The sequence below is a fragment of the Methylobacterium sp. V23 genome, from assembly GCF_002917135.1.
In the GTDB taxonomy this organism is placed as follows: domain Bacteria; phylum Pseudomonadota; class Alphaproteobacteria; order Rhizobiales; family Beijerinckiaceae; genus Methylobacterium.
The window spans coordinates 68,677-87,810 of sequence record NZ_PDHT01000017.1; the positions used below are offsets into that span (position 1 = coordinate 68,677).

A 19,134-nucleotide genomic window follows, 5' to 3' on the forward strand; every position below is an offset into this window, starting at 1 on the left:
ATTCGCTCCGGCCCTGAAGTTAAGCCATCCCGGTCGCCGGACCAACTCGCCGATTTCCACCTCAGCTTAGATAGTTCACCAAGTTCAGCTTCGAGAGCATCGAGGTGACCTGGTAGCTCGCCTGGAGCTGCGTCTGCAGCTGCAGCAGCTGTGCGGTCACGTCCTCCGCCGAGATGTTCTCAACGCCGTCGAGCGAGCCCTGCAGGGCGTTGCGGTTGGTCCGGTTTTCCGTCTTGGTGTCGGAGAGGGTACTGGCGGCGAGGCCGAGATCGCTGGCGATGCCCGGAACACCCCCCGTGGTGTTGTTCGAGACGAGCAGGGTGTTGGCGTGGTCGGCGAGCGCGCTGAAGCGCCGGGCCTCCGGCGTCCCGCTGACGGCCGTCGTCCCCGCATCGGCCGCGATCATGGCGAGACCGGCGAGCACCTTCCGGATCGGAGCCTCGTTCGCCTGCACGCCGATGTTCAGCACCCGGTTCGCCCCGATCTGCGCCGTGGCTGTGGCCCGCGGATCCGACGCGGTGTCGTCGCCCGTGTACCAGATCACGGTCTTGGTGCTGGCCGCCTCGGCGTAGCCGTTGCCGTCGGTGCTGATGCGCCGGGGCGCCAGGCCGGTGGATTGCGACCCGGCGAAGAAATCCTGTGCGGCTCGGGACGCCGAACTCGCCGCGAGGCTGGTGGAGGCCGCACCCTTCAGGGCATTGGTAACGGCCTGCGAGAGACTTTTCGCGACAGCGTCTGGTCCGCCGGCAAGGGAGAATTCGGTGCTGGAGGTTGCGTCGGTATTGGCGCTGGCCGTCAGGGTCAGGGTCTGGGTGGTGCCATCGCGCATGGCAACGCTGACCGTCACGGTGTCGCCCGCGACGGGTGTTCCCGTGACGCCGAGAGTCAGCGATGCCGGCGTGCCGGATCCGAAATTCGCTTGCACGCCAAGATTGCTGGGGCCCTGGATGCTCGCGATCGGCTCGGCCGCGAAGCGCGTGTTGAGGTAGCTCTGCGCCTCCGCAGCCGTGGCGAAGACCGGCATGGTGTCGGTCGCACCCGCCGACGCGGAAGCCTTCGCGGTGAGATCGACGAAGTTCTGCGTCCCGTCCGGCTGATTGATCGCGATTCGAAGGCGATCGCCCTCGACCGGAGGCTTCGCCAGGGTGAACGTCACCGGCGGAACTGTTGCATTCGTGGTTTTACTCGCGGAGATCGCCGTCACGTTGGAACTCGTCGCCGAGAGCAGCCGAAAACCGAAATTGGCCCGCGTTTCGGTTCCGGCGGCCCCGGTCCCGTCCTCGCTGATCGTCACGGTGTTGGGCGGCGATCCGGTCACTGACGTGCTGACCCGGCCGGATCCGGCCGGCAGACCGAGGTCGGCATTCTTCTGCTCCGCGATCAGGGTCTTCAGACCGGCGAGGTCCTTCGAGACGTCGCCGTTCAGGATCGTGTCGGTGGAGGCAACCGGTGGCGAATCGGTGGCGCGGCCACCGAAGATGTACTGTCCCGCGAGATCGACGTTCAGGGCATCGACCGCCGCGTCGAGGCTGTTGCGCGCGACCTGCGGTGTGTTGGCGATCGTCGAGCTGTTGCTGGCGGTCAGCGAGCGCCGCATCCCGTCGCCGAGGGTGTTGATCTGCGTCACGCTCGCGTTGGCGAGGGTGACGCGGGTCGTCGCGTTCGTGATCACCGCATCGTAGCCGTCGAGGGCGCTAAGGGCCGCGTGCGCGCTCAGGCTGGTCGTCCGCCCCGTGCCGAGGCTGCCATAGGTCGTGCCGACCTTGCCGCTGGAGAGCTGGTTCGTCAGCGTATCGAGGCGGCTCTTCAGGCCGACAAGATTGGCCGTGTTGCGGTCGCCCAGATAGGTGCTGGCATTGAACGGAGCGATGCTCATCGGGGCCTCGGAAGCAGTCGGGATTTCGGTGGGGCTTGGCGCATGGGGGCCCGGCCTCAGATCCGCAGGAGGGTGTCGAGGAGATCGCGGGCGGCGGTGAGCACCCGCGCGTTGGCGCTGTAGGCGGTCTGGAGCTGCACGAGCTTCGACATCTCCTCGTCGATACTCACGCCGGAGACGGAGGCGACGCGGGACTGGGCGGTCGCCAGCGCAATGCTCTGCCCTTCGTCGAGATTCTGCGCAGAGGCGGCCCCCGCCCCCTGGGCGTCGATGATTCGCTGGGCGAAATCCTGGACGCTCGCAGTGTAGGGCGCGGCGACGCCGCCGATTCCACTGGCCGCTGCGAAGGTCCGGCTCGCCCCGGTCAGGGCCTGGTACAAGTACTGCGGCCGCGATGCATCCGACGCCAGGGTCTTGGGCGAGAGGGTTACGAGGTTGGCGGTGTTGCTGACCACAGCCTGATTCACGCTGATCCGCTGCGCGAAACCCGTGAGCTGCGAGCCACCGTCGAAGGAGCCGGTGTAGAGCGTGCCCTTCTTGTTTCCATCAACGAAGAGCGGGATCTGTGCGGTGCCGCTCTGGAAATTGTTCGGGTCTTTCAGCTGCGTGACGCTCGCGCTGATGCCGAGAAGAGTCGGAGACCCGGCCGCTGGTTTGACAGAAATCCGAAGGCCGCCCGTGCCAGCGCTGGGTTGATTGGCGACGGTGAATTCTGAGCCGAGCGCGGTCTCCAGAGCGGCACGAAGATCGGTCGTCGTGCCCGTCAGGGGAATCATGGTGATCTGTTTTGCGGTCGGATCGGCCAAGTCGGATAAATCGATGGCTGGTGCAGTTGCGGAGCTGTAGGGGATCAGAACCCGGTTGTACGAGGCGCCGCTCGCGTCCTTGAGGCTTACCGTAATCGTATTTCCGGCCTTCAGTCCGGCGAGGTCGATATCCAATGCCCCCGTCGTCCCGTCGGTGGGCGGGGTGCCCACCGCGCTGCGATCCGACAGGGAGCGCGAGAGCCCAGCCGCCAGTTCATCGAGCTGGCGCTGCGCCTGCGGTAGGATCGAGTCGCGCAGCTCGATCCCGGCGGCGAGCGAGCCGGACCGAATCGCCTGGGTGGCGATCAGGTCGATCTTGGATCCGCCGGGGGTCGTCGCGGTGATCGTTCCGACCCCCCGGGTCGCCGGGTTATCGGTGTATTCCGAGTCGGGCGAGAGCGTGCCGCGGCCGTCGAAGCTCAGGATCGCCGCGGCACCGCGATCGACGAGGGTCATGCCCGACGTGGTGATGACCGAGACGGTGCCGTCCCGCTGGTCGACGGTCTGGATGTCCATGTAAGCGGATAGGCCGGTCACGGCCTGGTCGCGCTGGTCGAGCAGGCTGGCGCGGGCCCCCACGTCGGTCGCGCCGGTGATCTGCGAGTTGAGTTTGGCGATCGAGGCGAGGTACGCGCTCGCCCTCGCCGTATCGCTGCCGAGTTGGCTCTCGGTCGCCGAGCGGAGGTCCTGGACGCCTTGCGCGATGGTGCCGATGCTGGAGGCGAGATTCGAGGCCTTCGTCACCACCGTGGCACGGGCCGGTGCCGAGGTCGGGTCGCTGGCGAGGGCCTGCAGCGACTGGGCGAAGTCGTTCATCACCCCATCGAGGGCCGTGGACGTGCCCGGGGTCCCGTAGAGCTGATCGAGCTGCGTTCGAACCGCCGAGAGGGAGCCGGTATAGGCGGCGCCCGACGTCTCCATGCGCAGTTGCCGCAGGGAGGCCGCGTCGAGGGCGCGCCCGATCGTGCCGACCGCCACCCCCGAATTGCCGACGCCCGTCGAGACGGTGTCGAGCGTGCGCTTCGTGTACCCGACCGTGCCGACATTCGCGATGTTCTGCGAGACGACCCCGATCGCGGCCTGGGTCGCCTTCAGCCCGGCGGAGGCGGTGTTGATGGCGTTGAAGCTCACGTAGCCCCTCCCCTCGGTGTCGGATCGCGTACGGTGTCAGGCGTCCTCAGCGGATGATATTGATCAACGCGGACATCATGTCCTGGGCGGTCGAGATAACCTTCGTGTTGGCGGAATATGCCTGTTGGGTTACGATCATCTTAGAAAACTCGCCTGCAATGTCGGTATTCGACTGCTCCACATTGCTGCCGACGACGGTGGTTCCGTTCAGTCCGACGAGGGCCGTGCCGGACTCGAGGGTCTGCTGATAGGTGCCGTTCGAATTCGCCTTCAGGCCGTCCGAGTTGGTGAACTGCACCACCTTGATGTTTGCCAGGGCGATGGTGTTGCCATTGCTGTAGGTGCCGGAAACCTTGCCGTCGGTGGTGATGCTGAGGCCGGTGAGTGTCCCCGAGGTGTAGCCGTCCTGAGTCTGAGTGTTTGTCGTCACGGTGCCGCCTGCCGAGGTGTAGGCCGTCAGGCCGCCGCTGCCGTAATTGAGCTGAATGTTGCCCAGATTCACGTCGCCGACCGTGAGAGCGGGAATGGTCACCGCATTGGAGGCTGGCGAAATCAGCTGACCGCTGCTGTTGAACTGGAAATCCGTACCGGCATTGACCCAGGACGTTCCGGAATCCGACACGGTGCTCTTGTCGGCATAGTACAGATTCCAGACATCGTTGGTCGCCGGGGTCGCCCCGTTGGCCGCTGCGCCGTTCTGAACTTTCGCCCACCGCATCTGGATGCCGACTGGTCCACCGCTCGGCGTGTAGGCGGTGAGTGCCGGCCCTGCGATGCTGGTTGCAACGAATTTCTGTATGTCTGCCGGGCTGGAGATTTTGACCTGCGCGCCCGTCGAACTCGCTCTCCACGCGGAATCGCTGATGAGTTCCGAGTTCGGCTTGTTGGCGTCCGCCGCGGAGGTCGCTGGCGTCTTGGGCAAGTTGGCCGAGTAGGTGATCGTTGTGGTGGCGTGCGCCGGTATGATTGAATTCGAGACCTTAATCGGTCCTTCGCCGGTCGCTTGTCCGGTCAGCGGGTCGAGGCTGCTGCCCTTGAGATAGGCGCCCCCGCCGTTGACGAGGTACCCGTCCTTGTCCAGAGCGAAGTCGCCGCGTCGCGTATAGGAATCGCCGGTCGCGAAGTTCGACTGGCCGTTGGCGTCGCCGGACTTGGTGGCCACGGCGAAGAAGCCCTCCCCGTTCAACGCCATGTTCGTGCCGATGTCGGTGGCGTTCAGGTTGCCCTGCACCGTCGTCGTCTGGCGGGAATTCGCCGCGACCGATCCGGCGACCTGCCGGCTCGGCGTCTGCTGCTCGGCGACCAGGTCGACGAAGCTCGTATCGACCCGCTTGAATCCGGTCGTCTGCGAATTGGCGATGTTGCCCGAGATGTTGTCGAGCGAGAACGCCTGCGCTTTGAGGCCAGAGACGGCCGTCTGCATCGCGGTGAAGACATCCATGGCCGAAAACCTTGCGTCACGGTGGCAGTGCCGGCGCGTTCCCGCACGGCCTCAGCCTCATCGAGCAATCGGCATGCCATGAGCAAGTCGTTGATTAATCGGAGATATCCGTGATCGGCACCCGGCAGAAATCGTACTCTGCCCCATCCGATCGGCAGCTTTTGCCGGGTCAACAGTCGCAGGCGCGGTCGTTTACGCGCCGTTATCGTCGTCTCGTCTAAGGTCGCCGGAACAAGGTGGTGGATCGAAATCATGAGAGCCAAACGGTCGACCCTCGTCCATCTGATCTACTTCTCGCGACTCAACCTCGCGGCGGACGCGGCGACGCGCACCCGGCAGATCGGCGAGATCACGCGGCAGGCGCAGAAGAAGAACGAATTCTCGGTAATCACCAGCTTCCTGCTGATTGAGCAGAACTTCGCTGCGCAGGTCATCGAGGGCGAGCGGACCTCGGTCAGCGAGACCTTTGCCCGGATCAGCAACGATTCGCGGCATCGTGACGTACAGATCGTGGAATGGCGCGAGATCTTGAAGCGCGAGTTCGTGAATTCCTTCACCACGGGGATCCGGGGGCCGGTCAACGACGCGATCTTTCAGAAGGCCAACCTGCTCCCGATGTTCCAGCGCGGAACGCCGAAGGGCATCGCAATCCATGCCCTCGCGGCGACTCTCCAGGCGGAGTCGATGACGAAGCAGGGCATCGACCACCTTTTCGTTTGATGCTTCGGTTGCGTGGCGCGCCGTCGTCGCCCCGTCCTCAAACCCGTGAAATGTCATGAGCGATACGCCCTCGATCCTCATTGTCGATGACCAGGAGAAATTGCTCAAGCTGGTCATCCTGCTGATGAACCGGCTCGGCTTCCCCGATGTCGAGGGTGTGACCGACGCGGTCACGGCCCTGGAGCGTATGCGGGAGCGGCGCTACGCGCTCGTAATCTCCGATCTCGACATGGAGCCGATGGACGGCCTCTCGTTCCTGCGGGAGATCCGGGCGGACGACGCCCTGATGAACACGCCGTTCTTGCTGACCGAGGCTTCGTTCGACTTCGAGGACATCAACCTCGCCCACCAGGCCGGCGCCGACGCCTTCATCCTCAAGCCCTTCGACATGTCGGTGCTGAAGGCCAAGCTGAAGCAGGTCATCAACCGCAAGCCACGCCGGCGCGAGGCGCCGCTGGCCACCGAATCGGCCCTGAGTATCGACTTCCCGATGTTGGGAAAGTTCTGACGCCGACCCCGCGTCGGTCTGCGCCTGGTTGGATGGCACTGCCGGTGCGGACCTCCTCGCTCCCGATCGTCGGCGGATGGGCCGACAGTGTCGGAGCGTCACACGAGCGGTTGACCGCTGCCTGATCACAAGGCCGGGCAATCATGACGCGTCCGGGGGCCGTTCATCCGGCTCACCCGACGCATCAGGCGGGGATGACCCGCCTGTAGAGGTGCCAGGTCGCGTGGCCGAGAATCGGCATCACCACCGCGAGACCGACGAAGAGCGGCAACGATCCGAGGATGAGCAGGCCGGCGACGGTGAAGCCCCAGGCTGTGAGGGTCCGCGGATTGCGCCGGAAGGCGGCGAGCGAGGTTTCGATCGCGGTCAGCATATCGACGTCCCGGTCCACGAGCATCGGCACCGAGACCACGCTGAGCGCGAGGACCACGAGGGAGAAGGCAAAGCCCACGAGATTGCCGATGACGATCAGGGCCCAGCCCCGCGGCGTCGTCAGTACGTCTTCTGCGAAGGCGAAGATGGACTCCGGCACACTCGTTCCGTAGAGCGCCCAATAGATCCCCTGCGCCGCCACCAGCCAGCAGGCGAAAACCGCCAGCAGCAGCAGTCCGAGCCCGGCAAGGGCGCTCGCTGCCGGTCGCGTCAGGTTGGCGAAGGCGTAGGCCCAATCGGTGGACAGCCCTTGCTCGCGGCGACGGCTCAGCTCGTAGAGACCGATCGCCGCGAAGGGGCCGATCAGTGCGAATCCCGCCGCCAGGGGAAACACCAGCGGGAGGATCTCGGTGCCGAAGGCGGCGGTGGCCAGAACGATGCCGACAATGGGGTAGATGAGCCCGATGAACAGGGCGTGGGTCGGCATCGCCAGGAAATCATCGACGCCGCGCCGCAGCGCCATCGTGAGGTCATGCCCGTCGATGGCGTTCACCACCGGACGGTCCATGCTATGGCCGAAATCGTGAACCGGAAGGGTCGTCATGGCTCAAGCCCTCGCGCAGGAAGGATGCTCACGACTGCGTCGCCCGAGCCCGTCTTGGCAAGACGAAAGTCCTTGCGAACACAATCCTGCCGCGCATGCCCGTGCGTCGTTGCATCGAGAGCGAATGCCTTCGACGCTAATCCTTTTTGCCGATCTTGTCTTCAGCCGCGCGGATATGCGGGCGAAGATTTTGGGATACTGTCTGCTGTGGCGCGATAGCTTGGCGCTGGATGGCCTGCGTTACACCGCGCGCTTCTGATAGTCCTTGATATCGCTGAAGCGCACGTCCGGAGCGCGCTCCTTTTCATAGCGCAAGGAAAAGGCCGTGGTGGCCATGAAGACCGGCGCTCCGTCGAGGTCGCTCGCCATGGCGGAGCCGTGGTTGCCGATGAATTTGTCGAGCTCGGGCTCCTTCTCGGCGGTGATCCAACGGCAGATCGAGAACCGGGTCGGCTCGTAGTCGATCGGCAGGCCGTACTCCGCCTGGAGACGTTCCTTCAGCACGTCGAGCTGCAGGGCGCCCACGACGCCGACGATGGCCTGGGAGCCGTCGTGCGGGCGGAAAACCTGCACCACGCCCTCCTCGCCCATCTGCTGCAGGGCCTCCTTCAGCTTCTTGGCCTTCATGGCGTCGGTGAGCTTGATCCGGCGCAGGATCTCGGGCGCGAAGCTCGGCACGCCGCGGAACACGATCTCCTCGCCCTCGGTCAGGGTGTCGCCGATGCGCAGGGTGCCGTGGTTCGGAATGCCGACCACGTCACCCGCGAAGGCTTCGTCCGCGATCGCCCGGTCCTGAGCGAAGAAGAACTGCGGTGCGGAGAGCGACATCGGTTTGCCGGTGCGGACCAGCTTGGCCTTCATGCCCCGATTCAGGCGCCCCGAGCAGACCCGCATGAAGGCGATGCGGTCGCGGTGGTTCGGATCCATATTCGCCTGGATCTTGAACACGAAGCCAGTCATCTTCGGCTCGGTCGGCTCTACGAGGCGCTTGTCGGCATCCTGGCCGCGCGGTGGCGGTGCGAAGCGGGCAAGCCCGTCGATCAGGTCGCGCACGCCGAAATTGCGCAGGGCCGAACCGAAGAACACCGGCGTCAAGTGGCCCTCGCGGAACGCTGCGAGGTCGAAGCGCTTCAGCCCGGTCTCGGCGAGCTCCGCCTCCTCGCGCCAGGTCGCGGCCTCACCATCCTCGGTCAGCAGCTGGTCGAAGAGCGGATCTGCGACGCCCGACACCGCCACGGTGCCGGCATCGTCGGCCGCGTCGAGGCGGCGCACCCGGCCGTTCCCGAGGTCGTAGGTGCCGGCAAAGCTCCGGCCGCGGCCGATCGGCCAGGTCACCGGTGCCACGTCGAGGGCCAGTACCTTCTCGATCTCGTCGAGGAGCTCGAAGGGATCGCGCGCCTCGCGGTCGAGCTTGTTGATGAAGGTGACAATGGGGATGTCGCGCAGGCGGCAGACCTCGAACAGCTTGCGGGTGCGCGCCTCGATGCCCTTGGCGGCATCGATCACCATCACCGCCGAATCGACCGCCGTGAGGGTGCGATAGGTGTCTTCGGAGAAGTCCTCGTGCCCCGGGGTGTCGAGGAGGTTGAAGACGCAATCGCCGTACTCGAAGGTCATCACCGAGGTGACGACGGAGATGCCGCGCTCCTTCTCGATGCCCATCCAGTCCGAGCGGGTCGACACGCGGTTGCGCTTGGCCTTGACCTCGCCGGCGAGCTGGATTGCGCCGCCGAACAGCAGCAGCTTCTCGGTGAGCGTCGTCTTGCCGGCATCCGGGTGCGAGATGATCGCGAAGGTGCGGCGGCGGGCGACGGGGTCGGCCTTCGCCTCCGGCGGCTTGATCTCAGATTGCATCAGCATGGCGGGCAAAAATTTCCGGGTCCGCGCACGGCGGCACGACGTTCGTGACGAGAAGCGACGAAGGGCTGTTCTGTAGGCGTTTCGGGCGCAATGCGCAAAACTCAGCCGCGTCCGAGATAGGGCATGGCGGTGGCCATCACGGTGAGGAACGGGACGTTGGCCGAGAGCGGCAGGCCCGCCATGTAGACGACCGCGTCGGCCACGTGCCGGGCATCCATGACCGGCTCCGGGCGAATGCTGCCATCCGACTGCCGGGCGCCCTTGGCGATGCCCGCCGTCATCTCCGTCTCGGCATTGCCGACGTCGATCTGCCCGCAGGCGATGTCGAAGGGGCGCCCGTCTAGGGCCGTCGCCTTGGTCAGCCCGGTGATCGCGTGCTTGGTGGCCGCGTAGGGGGCCGAGTGCGGCCGGGGCGCCTGCGCGGCGATGGAGCCGTTGTTGATGATGCGCCCGCCCCGCGGATCTTGCGCCTTCATCATGCGGAAGGCCGCTTGCGTGCACAGGAAGGCGCCGGTGAGGTTCACGTCGACCGAGCGCCGCCAGTCGTCGAGGGCAACCGCGTCGATCGCTGCCGCAGGCGTGAAAACCCCGGCATTGTTGAACAGGAGGTCGAGCCGCCCGAACCGCTCGGCGACGCGGGTGAACAGTCGCGCCACGGAATCTGCGTCCGCCACATCCGTCTCCACGGCCTCGGCGGCGGCACCGGCCGCCCGCGCCAGTCCGGCCACTGCTTCCAGAGGGGCCAAGCGCCGCCCGGCCAGGGCAAGATCATAGCCGGCCCCGGCCAGCGCCAGGGCCACGCTCCGTCCGATCCCCGACCCTGCCCCCGTCACCACCGCGATCCGCCTGCCCATGTCCCGCTCCCCTATCGCGCCGCCAAGAGCCATAAGCGCCCCCTTCCCCTGTTGCCAGCACCCGACGCTGCGTCTAGACACACCTCCGCCGAGCGCGATGGGGCGTCGCCAAGTGGTAAGGCAGCGGTTTTTGGTACCGCCATTCCCAGGTTCGAATCCTGGCGCCCCAGCCAACTTTCCCTCTAAGTCTTTCAGAATACTTGGCTTCTCGCTTACGCGCCCCGCGGGGTGAGCCAGTTGCTACACACCGCTGCTACACAGGCCGCCTCGCTGGCGGCGGGGAAGCGGAGTGGGCTCAATCTCTAACGTCGTCCTACGGGGGCGCATCTTCCACTTCCGGCGCCGCGTGCCGGATGCCCTAAGACCGAGACTGCATCTCAATGAATTGGTGCGCAGCCTCGCGACAGCCGACCTGCGTACTGCCAAGGTGCGAGCCTATCGGGTATACCTTGCCTCGGAGAGCCTGTTCGCTGCCCTCCAAGCGAGCCCGATGCTGACCAACGACCAACTCGCCCGCCTCGTGCAGGATTTCTACGGACTGATCCTCGACCAGGAGAGCCGAGGACGGCTCACCCACGGGGCGATCCCGAACGACGTACGCATGCGCCGCATCGTGGGGTACGATACGATGGCCACGCGCAACCGCGAGGCGCTCGCCTGCAACCGTCTGGAAGAAGCAGGTTTCGTTACGGACGCCATGCTGCGCAAGCAGGATTTGGCCGCGACCGACCTCAGCCCAACCGAGCTCGCCCAGGCGCGACAGGCCATGCTGCGCGCCGGTATCGACTTGGCCGAGGCGCTGAAGGCCCGCTACGAGGGCGACTTCAACCACGAACCCCGCGACCGTCTGCTCAAGGCGCAACTGGCCGCCCTCGACCAAGCCCCACCGCCACCTTCGTCAGGGGATGAACCTGTCCCCCGACCGCCCGAACGGAGCGATACACCGGCGCCTGCCGCCGAGCTTTTGTCGGCCATAGGCACGGCGTTCCGCACCACCCAGGTCGCCACCGAGACCTGGGACAAGCAGACGGCGGCACAGGCCGGAGCGACGTTTCGGCTGTTCGTGGACGTGTGCGGGGACCGGCCGCTCGCCGCCTATTCGCGCAAGGACGCCGGACGCTTCCGGGATCAGGTCGAGCGGCTGCCGAACGACTACGGTAAGCATCCGCGCTACCGCGGCCTCAACGTCAAGGCGATCCTGGCCTTGCATGCCGCACTGCCTGAGGGGCGGCGTACGCCACCGATTACTCAGCGGACAGCCAAGCGCCACTTTTCGGCGCTTTCTGCGCTCTGGACTGCGGCGGTGGCGAGGGACGAGGCGGCCACCAACATCTTCACGGGCTTCCGCTTCGGAGGCGGTCGCAAAGCCAGCGAGCAGCGCGACATGTGGGAGCGGGCCGAACTCGCCCGCCTGTTCGCTACGCCCGTCTGGACGGGTTGTGCGTCCCCCGCCCGACGCACCACGCCGGGCAGCCTCGTCGTGCGGGACGAGAAGTTCTGGCTGCCCCTGATCGCCGTGTTCTCCGGCATGCGGCAGGAAGAGATCTGCCAGCTCCGCGTCGAGGACATCCGGCAGGACGAAGGTGTCTGGTTCATCGACATCAACGACCGCCCACCGCGCAAACTCAAGAACGCGACCGCCGTGCGCCGCGTACCCATCCACTCCGAACTAATCCGACTCGGCGTGCTCGCCCACGTCGACAAGCAGCGGCGCATCAAGCAATCGCGGGTCTTTCCTGGCCTCGAACCGGGCGGGGCTGACGGACGCCTCGGCCACGCATTCACGAAGTGGTTCACGCGCTACCGCCGCGACGTCGGGGTCTACCGGGTCGGGCTCGACTTCCACTCGTTCCGCCACACCGCGACGACGTTGATGCATCAGGCCGGCGTAGCCACCGCCGTGATCGACCACGTCACCGGCCATGTGACGGCGGGTGAGACGGCACGGTACACCAAGCGTTCGACCCTGCCGCAACTACGGACCGCCATCGAGACGATCGTGATCGGTGTGGATCTTTCCCCACTCCACACCAGCGTGCAGCGGTAAGCGTGCGGCCGGGAGATTCTTCTCAAGACGGGGTCGAGGACACACATCACCGACGACGGCCTCCGCGAAGTGGCTTGGGCGGTGTTGCGTCCTCGGCCGGCGCTACGAACAACTCGCAAAGCGGCACGGCCAGCGCTTTGACGACTTTGTCGAGCAGGTCGACCGTCGGGTTCTCCGCCTGCCGCTCCAGCTCACAGAGATACGCCCGGTCCACGCCCGCGTCCGCAGCCAGCCTCTCCTGGCTCAAACCCTGCGCTACACGCACTCGGAGCAGGTTCCATGCCACCAATGGCTGGCCTGGTGGATAGACGACGGCAGCGTTCCAACGCCCGGTTGCCGCGGTCTCCTAGCCGAGGCTAGACGCGGTCTGACGGCACCGGCCCCGACAGGGTGCGACGGCCCGCCGCGGCAGAATCTATGTCCGCGGGTAAATTTCGGAGGGTGTCTAGGGGAATCCCTCTCCTCGGCTCCGTCGGAGCGTCCGCGAGATCCCTTCGTCATGTTCAGCCAGTCCCATCACCCCACCCCGAACCGCTGCACGCCACGCCTCCGCCCGTAGGTCTACCCCACATCGAACGCACTGCCGCTCGGCGTGCTGAGCCCGTGCACTCTCATCTCGGTGGCCATGATCTCGCGGTTACCGTCCGGTCTGTCCTTCCGCCCTCCAAACCTCAACCCGATCCGCCTGCTGATCCCCGCGGACCGATCCAGGATACGTGACCATGCATGCCCTCTCCACCTGCATCACCGCCGGCGCCTTCATGACAGCACTCAGCGGTTTGCCCACAGTCGCCGCCGTTAAACCCACTTCGCCGCTTGCGCCATACGCCGGCACCTGGGCGCCAAGCCTCGCGCAGTGCCGCGACCCGGACACGCGCCTGAACCAGCGCATCGTGTTCGACCCGGAGGAGAACGCCGTCGTGGACGGTCGCGCGCTCGACGTCAGCTGCACGGTGGAGAAGTCGAAGACTTACCCGACGGGCACGAACCTCGGGCTCATCTGTGGCATCGGCCAGGAGACGCCGTTCAACTTCCGCACGGACATCAGCCTGCTCAAAATCGGCCCGGGCAAGCTCGCGCTCACGAACAGCTTCGTCGACCGCAAGCCGGAGACGCTGGACTTCATCCGTTGCAGCGAGCGCGACCTGCCGAAGCCGAGCGCGACAACAATCAACGCGCCCGCACCCGATATGCATTACGAGCTACCGCCGCTGCGCGAGGGCGAGTTCTATGCCGGCCAAGCCTTCCCCGCGGACTACACCGAGCGCCGTGCCGAGTTGCTGGGCGAGAAGGCCAAGCCCCTCTCGCGTACCGCCGCCGACACCTGCACCCACGCATTCTGCAAGCAGTATCCCGAAATTCGCGCCTGCTACGCCGGCTACTGCGTCGCCCGTTGGGAGCGCGCGAACGGCGCGACGGTCGACTTCGTCGTCAAGCCCGACACGCTCGAGGTCCGGAAGACGGTCTGCCGCGACACCTGCGGTGCGGACGAGATCCGCCCGCCGGCCCAGTGATTACCCTCCACCGGAGAGACAACGCTATGAGATCTGCAGAAGGAGGCGGACCGGATCGCTGCGACCACGAGGCGGCGACCGTACCATCGGTCGGCATCTTTTGGGGCGTGCCGGACAGCGGGCGTATGGTGCTGGTCACGGACCATACGACCCTGGCGGAGGCGGAAGCCTACGGCGACTGCCTCACCCATCCACGCGGACACCACGAGGTCTGGGAAGCGTGGCGCCGACTCGGGGCCACGGCCTTGCGGCGCCGCGGGCTGCCCCCGGCCATCGCGAGTCATGAGTACGAGGCGTTCCCGCGTGGACGGGTGGTCTACATGCGCGGGCCGGCCCTCTTCACCCTCTACGCCGACCGCCGCCTGCAGCGACCGACGACGATAGCCGAGCTCGTCCGGCTGTTCGGCCTGACTGAGGAGCACCACACGGTGCGCTCGGACGCGCACTACCGCACGTTAGCCTGAGACGGCGGGGACGCAGCATGGGCGGCAGTTCGGCCGACATCGGGCGCTCCTCGTCGACAGTGATGACCCTTCACTGTCGACGAGCCGAAGCGCGCAGTTTTAGCTCTAGAGAAGGAGAGTTTGCTGGCGAGCGAAGAATCAATTTCTACTCACGGCGCTCTCAGGAGCAATGTTCGACCGGCGGCCTTCAACCTTCTTGGCCTACTGGCCGGCAATCCAAACCTGGCCACCCGCTCGAAAAATCCGCCTATAGTCACAAACCGCCTCTCGTCACCCAGACAAACCATTGGTCGGACTCCGCTATTCCGGCCCGCCCACACGCTCACCTGCCCCGTTTTGAAGGAGGCAGATGGCGATCGGCGACGCGGTTTTGTCAATGACGTCTGCGTTCAGCCGGTTCATGGCAGAGCGACGTTCCCGGCTTCACCCGAACCGCGTGCTGGTCTGGCGTCTGCAACGGGCGGAGGCCGAGGAAGGCGGCGAGCGCGGCCGTCCGAAACGACGCCCCCAGCTCGCTGAGTAGGGCGAACGCGTACACGGCTGCTCTGCAGCTGTCGCGACCATTACATTAAAGCGAAAATCACCCAAGCTGGCGGCAGATGAACTGAACCGGCAGGACCGCCCCCCAGCCGCCTTAGACACCCCGCTGGCAGGCGCTGGCGTACCTACAGCAGATGAGCAAGTGCGCCCTGGACTCGGCGCCTCCGTCACCATGCCCATACGGCTTGGCGCCCCTGAGCTTCACGCTCGGCTGACTTCAGCACCGACCACCCGACCCGGACCATCGCCGGTTTCCCGCCGATCCCGACCCCGCCAAATGTCTGAAACTTGGCACTTCTCGACAGGCCGGTTCTGCCGACATGCGGCCTCGACGGCGGCCAACGACCTGTAGCTCGCCCCCGCGAGAGAATCGAGTCACGACATCGCAGAGCTGGGCGACGCTGACGCGAACTCATGACCCTGAGCAGTCGCTCGGAGCGTCTGCTTGTGGGCACTCAACTTCGGCCTTGGACGACCCATGTTGGCCGAAAGCAAGGCGAGCCTCGCTTTGAACCTTCAGCCGACAGTCGCATCTTCCTTCAAGTAGCTTTCGTTGAACGCCGGATGCGGCTCGAACCGCGAGGTCAAGATGACGACCTGGCCGATCTCTCTCGACTCGCTTTCGATTCGGTCGAGCGCCTCATTGACCACACGACATTGTTCCGCGTTCAAGTAGAAGCGATGATCGTCGAGGAAGGACCGGGGCTTGTGATAGTTATCTAAGGTCGCACTGGAAATTGCGATGACCGCCCCGTTTATCTTGCTGCGCTCGACACGTGGTCTAAGCAGTGGAACGACGTCGAGCGTTCGGTCTTCTGAAATGACAAAAGCCATGCGCGGAGCCGGCGCGGCCGAGACATATCGGACGGCAGAGTTGAAGCGGGCCCCACGTGAGGGCGTGCTTTCGTCAGAGGCCTGCCCGTCGAGGATGACCCCGATCGCGTGACAGACGCCCTCCTTGTCCGCAAGAATGGTTCCATCGATCGAGGTTGCGCGCTCGAGCAGCTCCTTGCTCAATGGCGTCGGTGCGATGACCGTCCCTTGTCGCGCAAGCCGTTGCGCTTCGCTCGCCGCATCGGTCGCGATTACGAGCGAACTACCGTGATGCAGTTGGGCAAGAAGGTCGAGCACGATCCTGAACCGAGCGATCGCCGGCTCGTCAATCCCCTCGAATACGCGGCGCATGTTCTCGATGAACCTCTCCTTACCGATCGGCTCCTGCGGTAGGCGCGCCTCGCCAAACCGGCATCGCAATAACACCTGGTCGCCCCGTCTGAGATCCCACTGATGGTGGTCGAGGAACTCGACCGAGAACGGTGGGGCGCTAACGTCAGACACGCGCCCGAGCCCGACGACGACGTCGTACTCGGCGATCAACGCCGCCTCTAACGTCGCCATCTGCAGGAGCTTGCGTGCCCAGCGCGTCTCGCTGAGCGCTGCGGGGCGCGCGAGGCGCAACACGTACGTGATGTTCGCGTCCGTGGCCGAGGCAAGCACGAGCAGGCCGGTTCCGGTCCGGCCCTCGTAGCGTAGTTGCGATAGCCGATTGACGGCCTCGAACAGGTCGCAGGTGCAGAACTTGCCCACGATGAACGGCGTGCGCATGAAGTTTGATGCCGCCCGGCGGATGATCTCCTCAGCGGACCGCATCTCGTCGCCCGAGCGTCCGGGTTCCGGGAGAGCCAGGCCGCCGCGGGCCTCATTCAGGAGCACTTTGATGCAGGAATGGATCAGGCTCGCCTCATAGGGCTCGCCCTGCCACGTCGCCTCGAAAGGCGGATACTGCCGGAACAGACGCTCCGGTAGCTGCAGCGCACAAACGACGTCATAGTCGCCGACGGGGTAGGCGGGGCTGCAGAACGTCCGCCGGCCGAGCTTCTGTCCTTCTGTGTCAAGGGAACGCTTGACCTCGTCGGCGACCGCCAGCCGACGGATGCGTTCCGGCTTCTCGCGCATCGTCCTCTCGTCGCCGTAGAACATCCGCTGCTCGGGATGCAGCGAGATGGCTTGCGCTACCTTCTCGTCGAGAGCGTCGAAGGTAACGAGCGGCCACTCGCCGTCCTCCGGCTCCATGCAGACGAGATGTCCTGGCTGCAGTCCCGGCCGGCGCAATCCAACCAACAACACCTTCGGCTCAGTCTCTGCACCGAGGAGCTCGAACACGTGCTTGGCGCGATACTCCAGGCTGGCACGAAAATGGGTCTGATAGCCCCACATGAACAGCTTGATTTTGTGCGACATGGGTGCCCCCCGTATAGCGTGCTAACGCGCAGTTCCCGCCGAGCGCCCATTCGGCTATCGAAAGCGTATGATGTCGAGAGGCGCTAATCGTGACTGATGCGGCACCTGCCCCGTTCCGCATCCTCAGCCTGGACGGCGGAGGCGCGAAGGGATTCTACACGCTTGGCGTCCTCAAGGAGTTGGAGGCGCTCGTCGGCGTGCCCCTGTGCGATAAGTTCGATCTAATCTACGGGACGAGCACCGGCGCTATCATCGCGGCGCTTCTCGGGCTGGGAAAGCCAGTAGATGAAATCGAGTCGCTCTACCGCCTCCGGGTCGTGCAGATCATGGGCAAGCTGCTGCCGAGCAGAAAGACCGCGGCGCTCGAAAAACTAGCGAAGGAGGTCTTCGAGGGTAAGCGGTTCGACGCCTTCAAAACGGAGATGGGCATCGTCGGAACGCGCTGGGAGGACGAACGGCCCATAATCTTCAAAACGAGCCGCGGCCAGGCGTTCGCCGGCGCGGGGACGTTCGAACCGGGCTTCGGGTGCACGATAGCCGACGCCGTTGTTGGATCGTGCTCGGCCTACCCCTTCTTTCTGAAGAAGATGGTTACGACCGGCCGCGGCGATCGCATTGAAGTGCGGGACGGAGGGTTCGTCGCGAATAACCCCACGCTCTATGCAATCGCGGATGCAACCAAATCGCTCGGCCACTCCCCCACCATGGTGCGGGTGGTCAGCGTTGGAGTTGGAGAATACCCAGCTCCGAACCTCTCCGTCACGAGCGCGCGGAAGTGGCTGAACAAGTGGCCGACCGTGAAATTCGCCCAGAAGCTGTTGGAGATCAACACGCAGTCTATGGAACAGTTGCGGGGAGTGCTCTTTGGTGCCGTCCCTACGCTCCGCATCAACACGAGTTACACACAGCCAGAAATGGCGACGGACATGCTAGAAGCCGACATGGAAAAGCTCGGGAAGCTTTGGAGCCGTGGGCGCGATTCCGCCCGCGAGCAGGAAGCGCAACTTAGGCAGTTTTTGATCTAGGGGGGTTCGGTGCCGATTTCGGAAGCTCAGTTGGAGACCTGGGGCAAACAGGGCCCGACTGCACAGTTCACGGCAACGTACGAGGCCGTGCGGGGCGTACTGAACGACCCGACATCACCGTACTATCTCAGAGACTTCGAAATCTTTCTGCAGGGCTCGTACAAGAACATCACGAATGTTTACGGCGATAGCGACGTGGACGTGATAATCCGCGTGGACTCCATCTTCTACACCGACCTGTTCTTCCTGAACGAGGAAGAGAAGAAGCGGTATAACGCGCAACGCAGCGCTGGCGCGTACACCCTCGGCGAGTTCAAGGCCTCAGTCATCGCCTGGCTGACGAAGGCGTATGGCAGCGATGTTAAGCTCGGGAAGAAAGCCGTGTTCATCAAGGGCAGCGGCACGCGCCGCGACGCGGATGTGCTCGTGTGTGCGAAGCTACGGCGCTACTACACGTTCCCCGCCAATGGCACTCCCGTCTACGTTGACGGGATTTGCTTCTTCCTGCCGGATGGCACGCGCATAGAGAATTTTCCCGAGGTACACAGCCAGAACTGCACCGCAAAGCACCAGAAGACAAGTCAATTGTTCAAGCACACCGTCCGCATTTTCAAAAATCTGAGGAACACGATGATCGAGAAGAAGATCATTGAAGATGGCCTAGCCCCTTCCTACTTCATAGAGGGCATGCTCTACAATGTGCCGCCCGACCGTTATGGCGGCTCCGAACAGCTGAACTTCAAGGACGTGCTCAAGTGGCTGCTCGCGGCGGATCGCGACAAGTTCGTATCCGCTAACGAGCAATTCAAGCTGCTGGGCAATGGGCACGTGACATGGCCTGCCGCCAATTGCGCCCGTTTCCTAAATGCGGTTAGCGCTTACAACAACGCGGTGTAGGCTACACACAAACAGCTCGGCGACACCGGGTTAGACGACAGGACGTTCACCCCTGCCTGACGATGCTCACCGCGGCGCATACATGCATTTAGCCGGATCTGAACTGATGCGCGCGTTGAATAGACCATCGGAACGATGCCCAGCGAGCGACAGCATCCCGCGGTTTCACTTCTCGAAAGCGCTCGTTCCGATTTCGGCCAGCTACGGCCGTTGAGGTCGGGCCCTGCACGGTCC

The 19,134-nt window shown here is 64.8% G+C and carries 15 protein-coding genes and 1 tRNA gene; 8 read left to right on the plus strand and 8 right to left on the minus strand.

Annotation, left to right across the window (positions count from 1 at the left end; all coding sequences use genetic code 11):
• Positions 1–61 precede the first annotated feature (61 nt).
• From CRT23_RS16865 to CRT23_RS16875, 3 genes are read right to left on the minus strand one after another with little or no spacing between them, the layout of a single operon-like run.
• Positions 62–1,876, minus strand: coding sequence for a hypothetical protein (locus CRT23_RS16865; RefSeq protein ID WP_103710595.1), 1,815 nt, complete (start codon positions 1,874–1,876; stop codon positions 62–64).
• A gap of 56 nt (positions 1,877–1,932) precedes the next feature.
• Positions 1,933–3,813 (minus strand): flagellar hook-associated protein FlgK, encoded by a 1,881-nt coding sequence (gene flgK, locus CRT23_RS16870; RefSeq protein ID WP_103710596.1) that lies wholly within the window; start codon positions 3,811–3,813, stop codon positions 1,933–1,935.
• Between the two features lie 46 nt (positions 3,814–3,859).
• Complete coding sequence (locus CRT23_RS16875; RefSeq protein WP_103710597.1) at positions 3,860–5,254, minus strand: flagellar hook-basal body complex protein; 1,395 nt, start codon at positions 5,252–5,254, stop codon at positions 3,860–3,862.
• Positions 5,255–5,506: 252 nt separating this feature from the next.
• Here CRT23_RS16875 and CRT23_RS16880 point away from each other — a divergent pair, with 252 nt between their 5' ends.
• On the plus strand, positions 5,507–5,974 hold the full coding sequence (locus CRT23_RS16880) for a BLUF domain-containing protein (protein ID WP_055951371.1): 468 nt from the start codon (positions 5,507–5,509) through the stop codon (positions 5,972–5,974).
• Between the two features lie 55 nt (positions 5,975–6,029).
• Positions 6,030–6,482: a response regulator gene (locus CRT23_RS16885; protein ID WP_055951374.1), complete on the plus strand. Its 453-nt coding sequence runs from the start codon at positions 6,030–6,032 to the stop codon at positions 6,480–6,482.
• Positions 6,483–6,666: 184 nt separating this feature from the next.
• Here the strand turns inward: CRT23_RS16885 and CRT23_RS16890 are convergent, their stop codons facing one another.
• The 3 genes from CRT23_RS16890 to CRT23_RS16900 form a co-directional block, all read right to left on the minus strand.
• Positions 6,667–7,458 carry a DUF2189 domain-containing protein gene (locus tag CRT23_RS16890; protein WP_103710598.1) on the minus strand — a complete coding sequence of 264 codons (792 nt, stop codon included), beginning with the start codon at positions 7,456–7,458 and terminating at the stop codon, positions 6,667–6,669.
• A gap of 240 nt (positions 7,459–7,698) precedes the next feature.
• Positions 7,699–9,318, minus strand: coding sequence for a peptide chain release factor 3 (locus CRT23_RS16895; RefSeq protein ID WP_103710599.1), 1,620 nt, complete (start codon positions 9,316–9,318; stop codon positions 7,699–7,701).
• Between the two features lie 101 nt (positions 9,319–9,419).
• The gene (locus CRT23_RS16900; protein ID WP_103710600.1) at positions 9,420–10,172 is read right to left on the minus strand and encodes an SDR family oxidoreductase; all 753 of its coding nucleotides are present in this window, start codon (positions 10,170–10,172) and stop codon (positions 9,420–9,422) included.
• A 98-nt stretch (positions 10,173–10,270) separates the two neighbouring features.
• On the opposite strand from CRT23_RS16900, the gene CRT23_RS16905 reads away from it, so the two are divergent.
• Together CRT23_RS16905 and CRT23_RS16910 are read left to right on the plus strand one after the other, a co-directional pair.
• Positions 10,271–10,345, plus strand: a tRNA-Gln gene (locus CRT23_RS16905).
• A 116-nt stretch (positions 10,346–10,461) separates the two neighbouring features.
• Complete coding sequence (locus tag CRT23_RS16910) at positions 10,462–12,219, plus strand: site-specific integrase (protein ID WP_103710601.1); 1,758 nt, start codon at positions 10,462–10,464, stop codon at positions 12,217–12,219.
• 46 nt (positions 12,220–12,265) lie between these two features.
• Here the strand turns inward: CRT23_RS16910 and CRT23_RS16915 are convergent, their stop codons facing one another.
• Complete coding sequence (locus CRT23_RS16915; RefSeq protein ID WP_348628864.1) at positions 12,266–12,505, minus strand: helix-turn-helix transcriptional regulator; 240 nt, start codon at positions 12,503–12,505, stop codon at positions 12,266–12,268.
• Positions 12,506–12,941: 436 nt separating this feature from the next.
• Between CRT23_RS16915 and CRT23_RS16920 the strand changes: the two genes are divergently transcribed.
• Together CRT23_RS16920 and CRT23_RS16925 are read left to right on the plus strand one after the other, a co-directional pair.
• Positions 12,942–13,733: a hypothetical protein gene (locus CRT23_RS16920; RefSeq protein ID WP_103710603.1), complete on the plus strand. Its 792-nt coding sequence runs from the start codon at positions 12,942–12,944 to the stop codon at positions 13,731–13,733.
• A gap of 26 nt (positions 13,734–13,759) precedes the next feature.
• Positions 13,760–14,197 (plus strand): hypothetical protein, encoded by a 438-nt coding sequence (locus CRT23_RS16925; protein WP_103710604.1) that lies wholly within the window; start codon positions 13,760–13,762, stop codon positions 14,195–14,197.
• 1,056 nt (positions 14,198–15,253) lie between these two features.
• Here the strand turns inward: CRT23_RS16925 and CRT23_RS16930 are convergent.
• Positions 15,254–16,978 (minus strand): diadenylate cyclase, encoded by a 1,725-nt coding sequence (locus CRT23_RS16930; protein WP_103710605.1) that lies wholly within the window; start codon positions 16,976–16,978, stop codon positions 15,254–15,256.
• Between the two features lie 89 nt (positions 16,979–17,067).
• Here CRT23_RS16930 and CRT23_RS16935 point away from each other — a divergent pair, with 89 nt between their 5' ends.
• Both CRT23_RS16935 and CRT23_RS16940 read left to right on the plus strand, forming a co-directional pair.
• On the plus strand, positions 17,068–18,003 hold the full coding sequence (locus CRT23_RS16935; protein ID WP_103710606.1) for a patatin-like phospholipase family protein: 936 nt from the start codon (positions 17,068–17,070) through the stop codon (positions 18,001–18,003).
• Positions 18,004–18,033: 30 nt separating this feature from the next.
• Positions 18,034–18,900 carry a nucleotidyltransferase gene (locus CRT23_RS16940; RefSeq protein WP_103710607.1) on the plus strand — a complete coding sequence of 289 codons (867 nt, stop codon included), beginning with the start codon at positions 18,034–18,036 and terminating at the stop codon, positions 18,898–18,900.
• Positions 18,901–19,134 lie beyond the last annotated feature (234 nt).

Bases quoted from the DNA above. Each gene is read 5' to 3' on its own strand.
- CRT23_RS16900 (WP_103710600.1), bottom strand. From the start codon at position 10,172: ATGGGCAGGCGGATCGCGGTGGTGACGGGGGCAGGGTCGGGGATCGGA.
- CRT23_RS16880 (WP_055951371.1), top strand. From the start codon at position 5,507: ATGAGAGCCAAACGGTCGACCCTCGTCCATCTGATCTACTTCTCGCGA.
- CRT23_RS16885 (WP_055951374.1), top strand. From the start codon at position 6,030: ATGAGCGATACGCCCTCGATCCTCATTGTCGATGACCAGGAGAAATTG.
- CRT23_RS16925 (WP_103710604.1), top strand. From the start codon at position 13,760: ATGAGATCTGCAGAAGGAGGCGGACCGGATCGCTGCGACCACGAGGCG.
- CRT23_RS16865 (WP_103710595.1), bottom strand. From the start codon at position 1,876: ATGAGCATCGCTCCGTTCAATGCCAGCACCTATCTGGGCGACCGCAAC.
- CRT23_RS16890 (WP_103710598.1), bottom strand. From the start codon at position 7,458: ATGACGACCCTTCCGGTTCACGATTTCGGCCATAGCATGGACCGTCCG.
- CRT23_RS16930 (WP_103710605.1), bottom strand. From the start codon at position 16,978: ATGTCGCACAAAATCAAGCTGTTCATGTGGGGCTATCAGACCCATTTT.
- CRT23_RS16895 (WP_103710599.1), bottom strand. From the start codon at position 9,318: ATGCTGATGCAATCTGAGATCAAGCCGCCGGAGGCGAAGGCCGACCCC.
- CRT23_RS16875 (WP_103710597.1), bottom strand. From the start codon at position 5,254: ATGGATGTCTTCACCGCGATGCAGACGGCCGTCTCTGGCCTCAAAGCG.
- CRT23_RS16920 (WP_103710603.1), top strand. From the start codon at position 12,942: ATGCATGCCCTCTCCACCTGCATCACCGCCGGCGCCTTCATGACAGCA.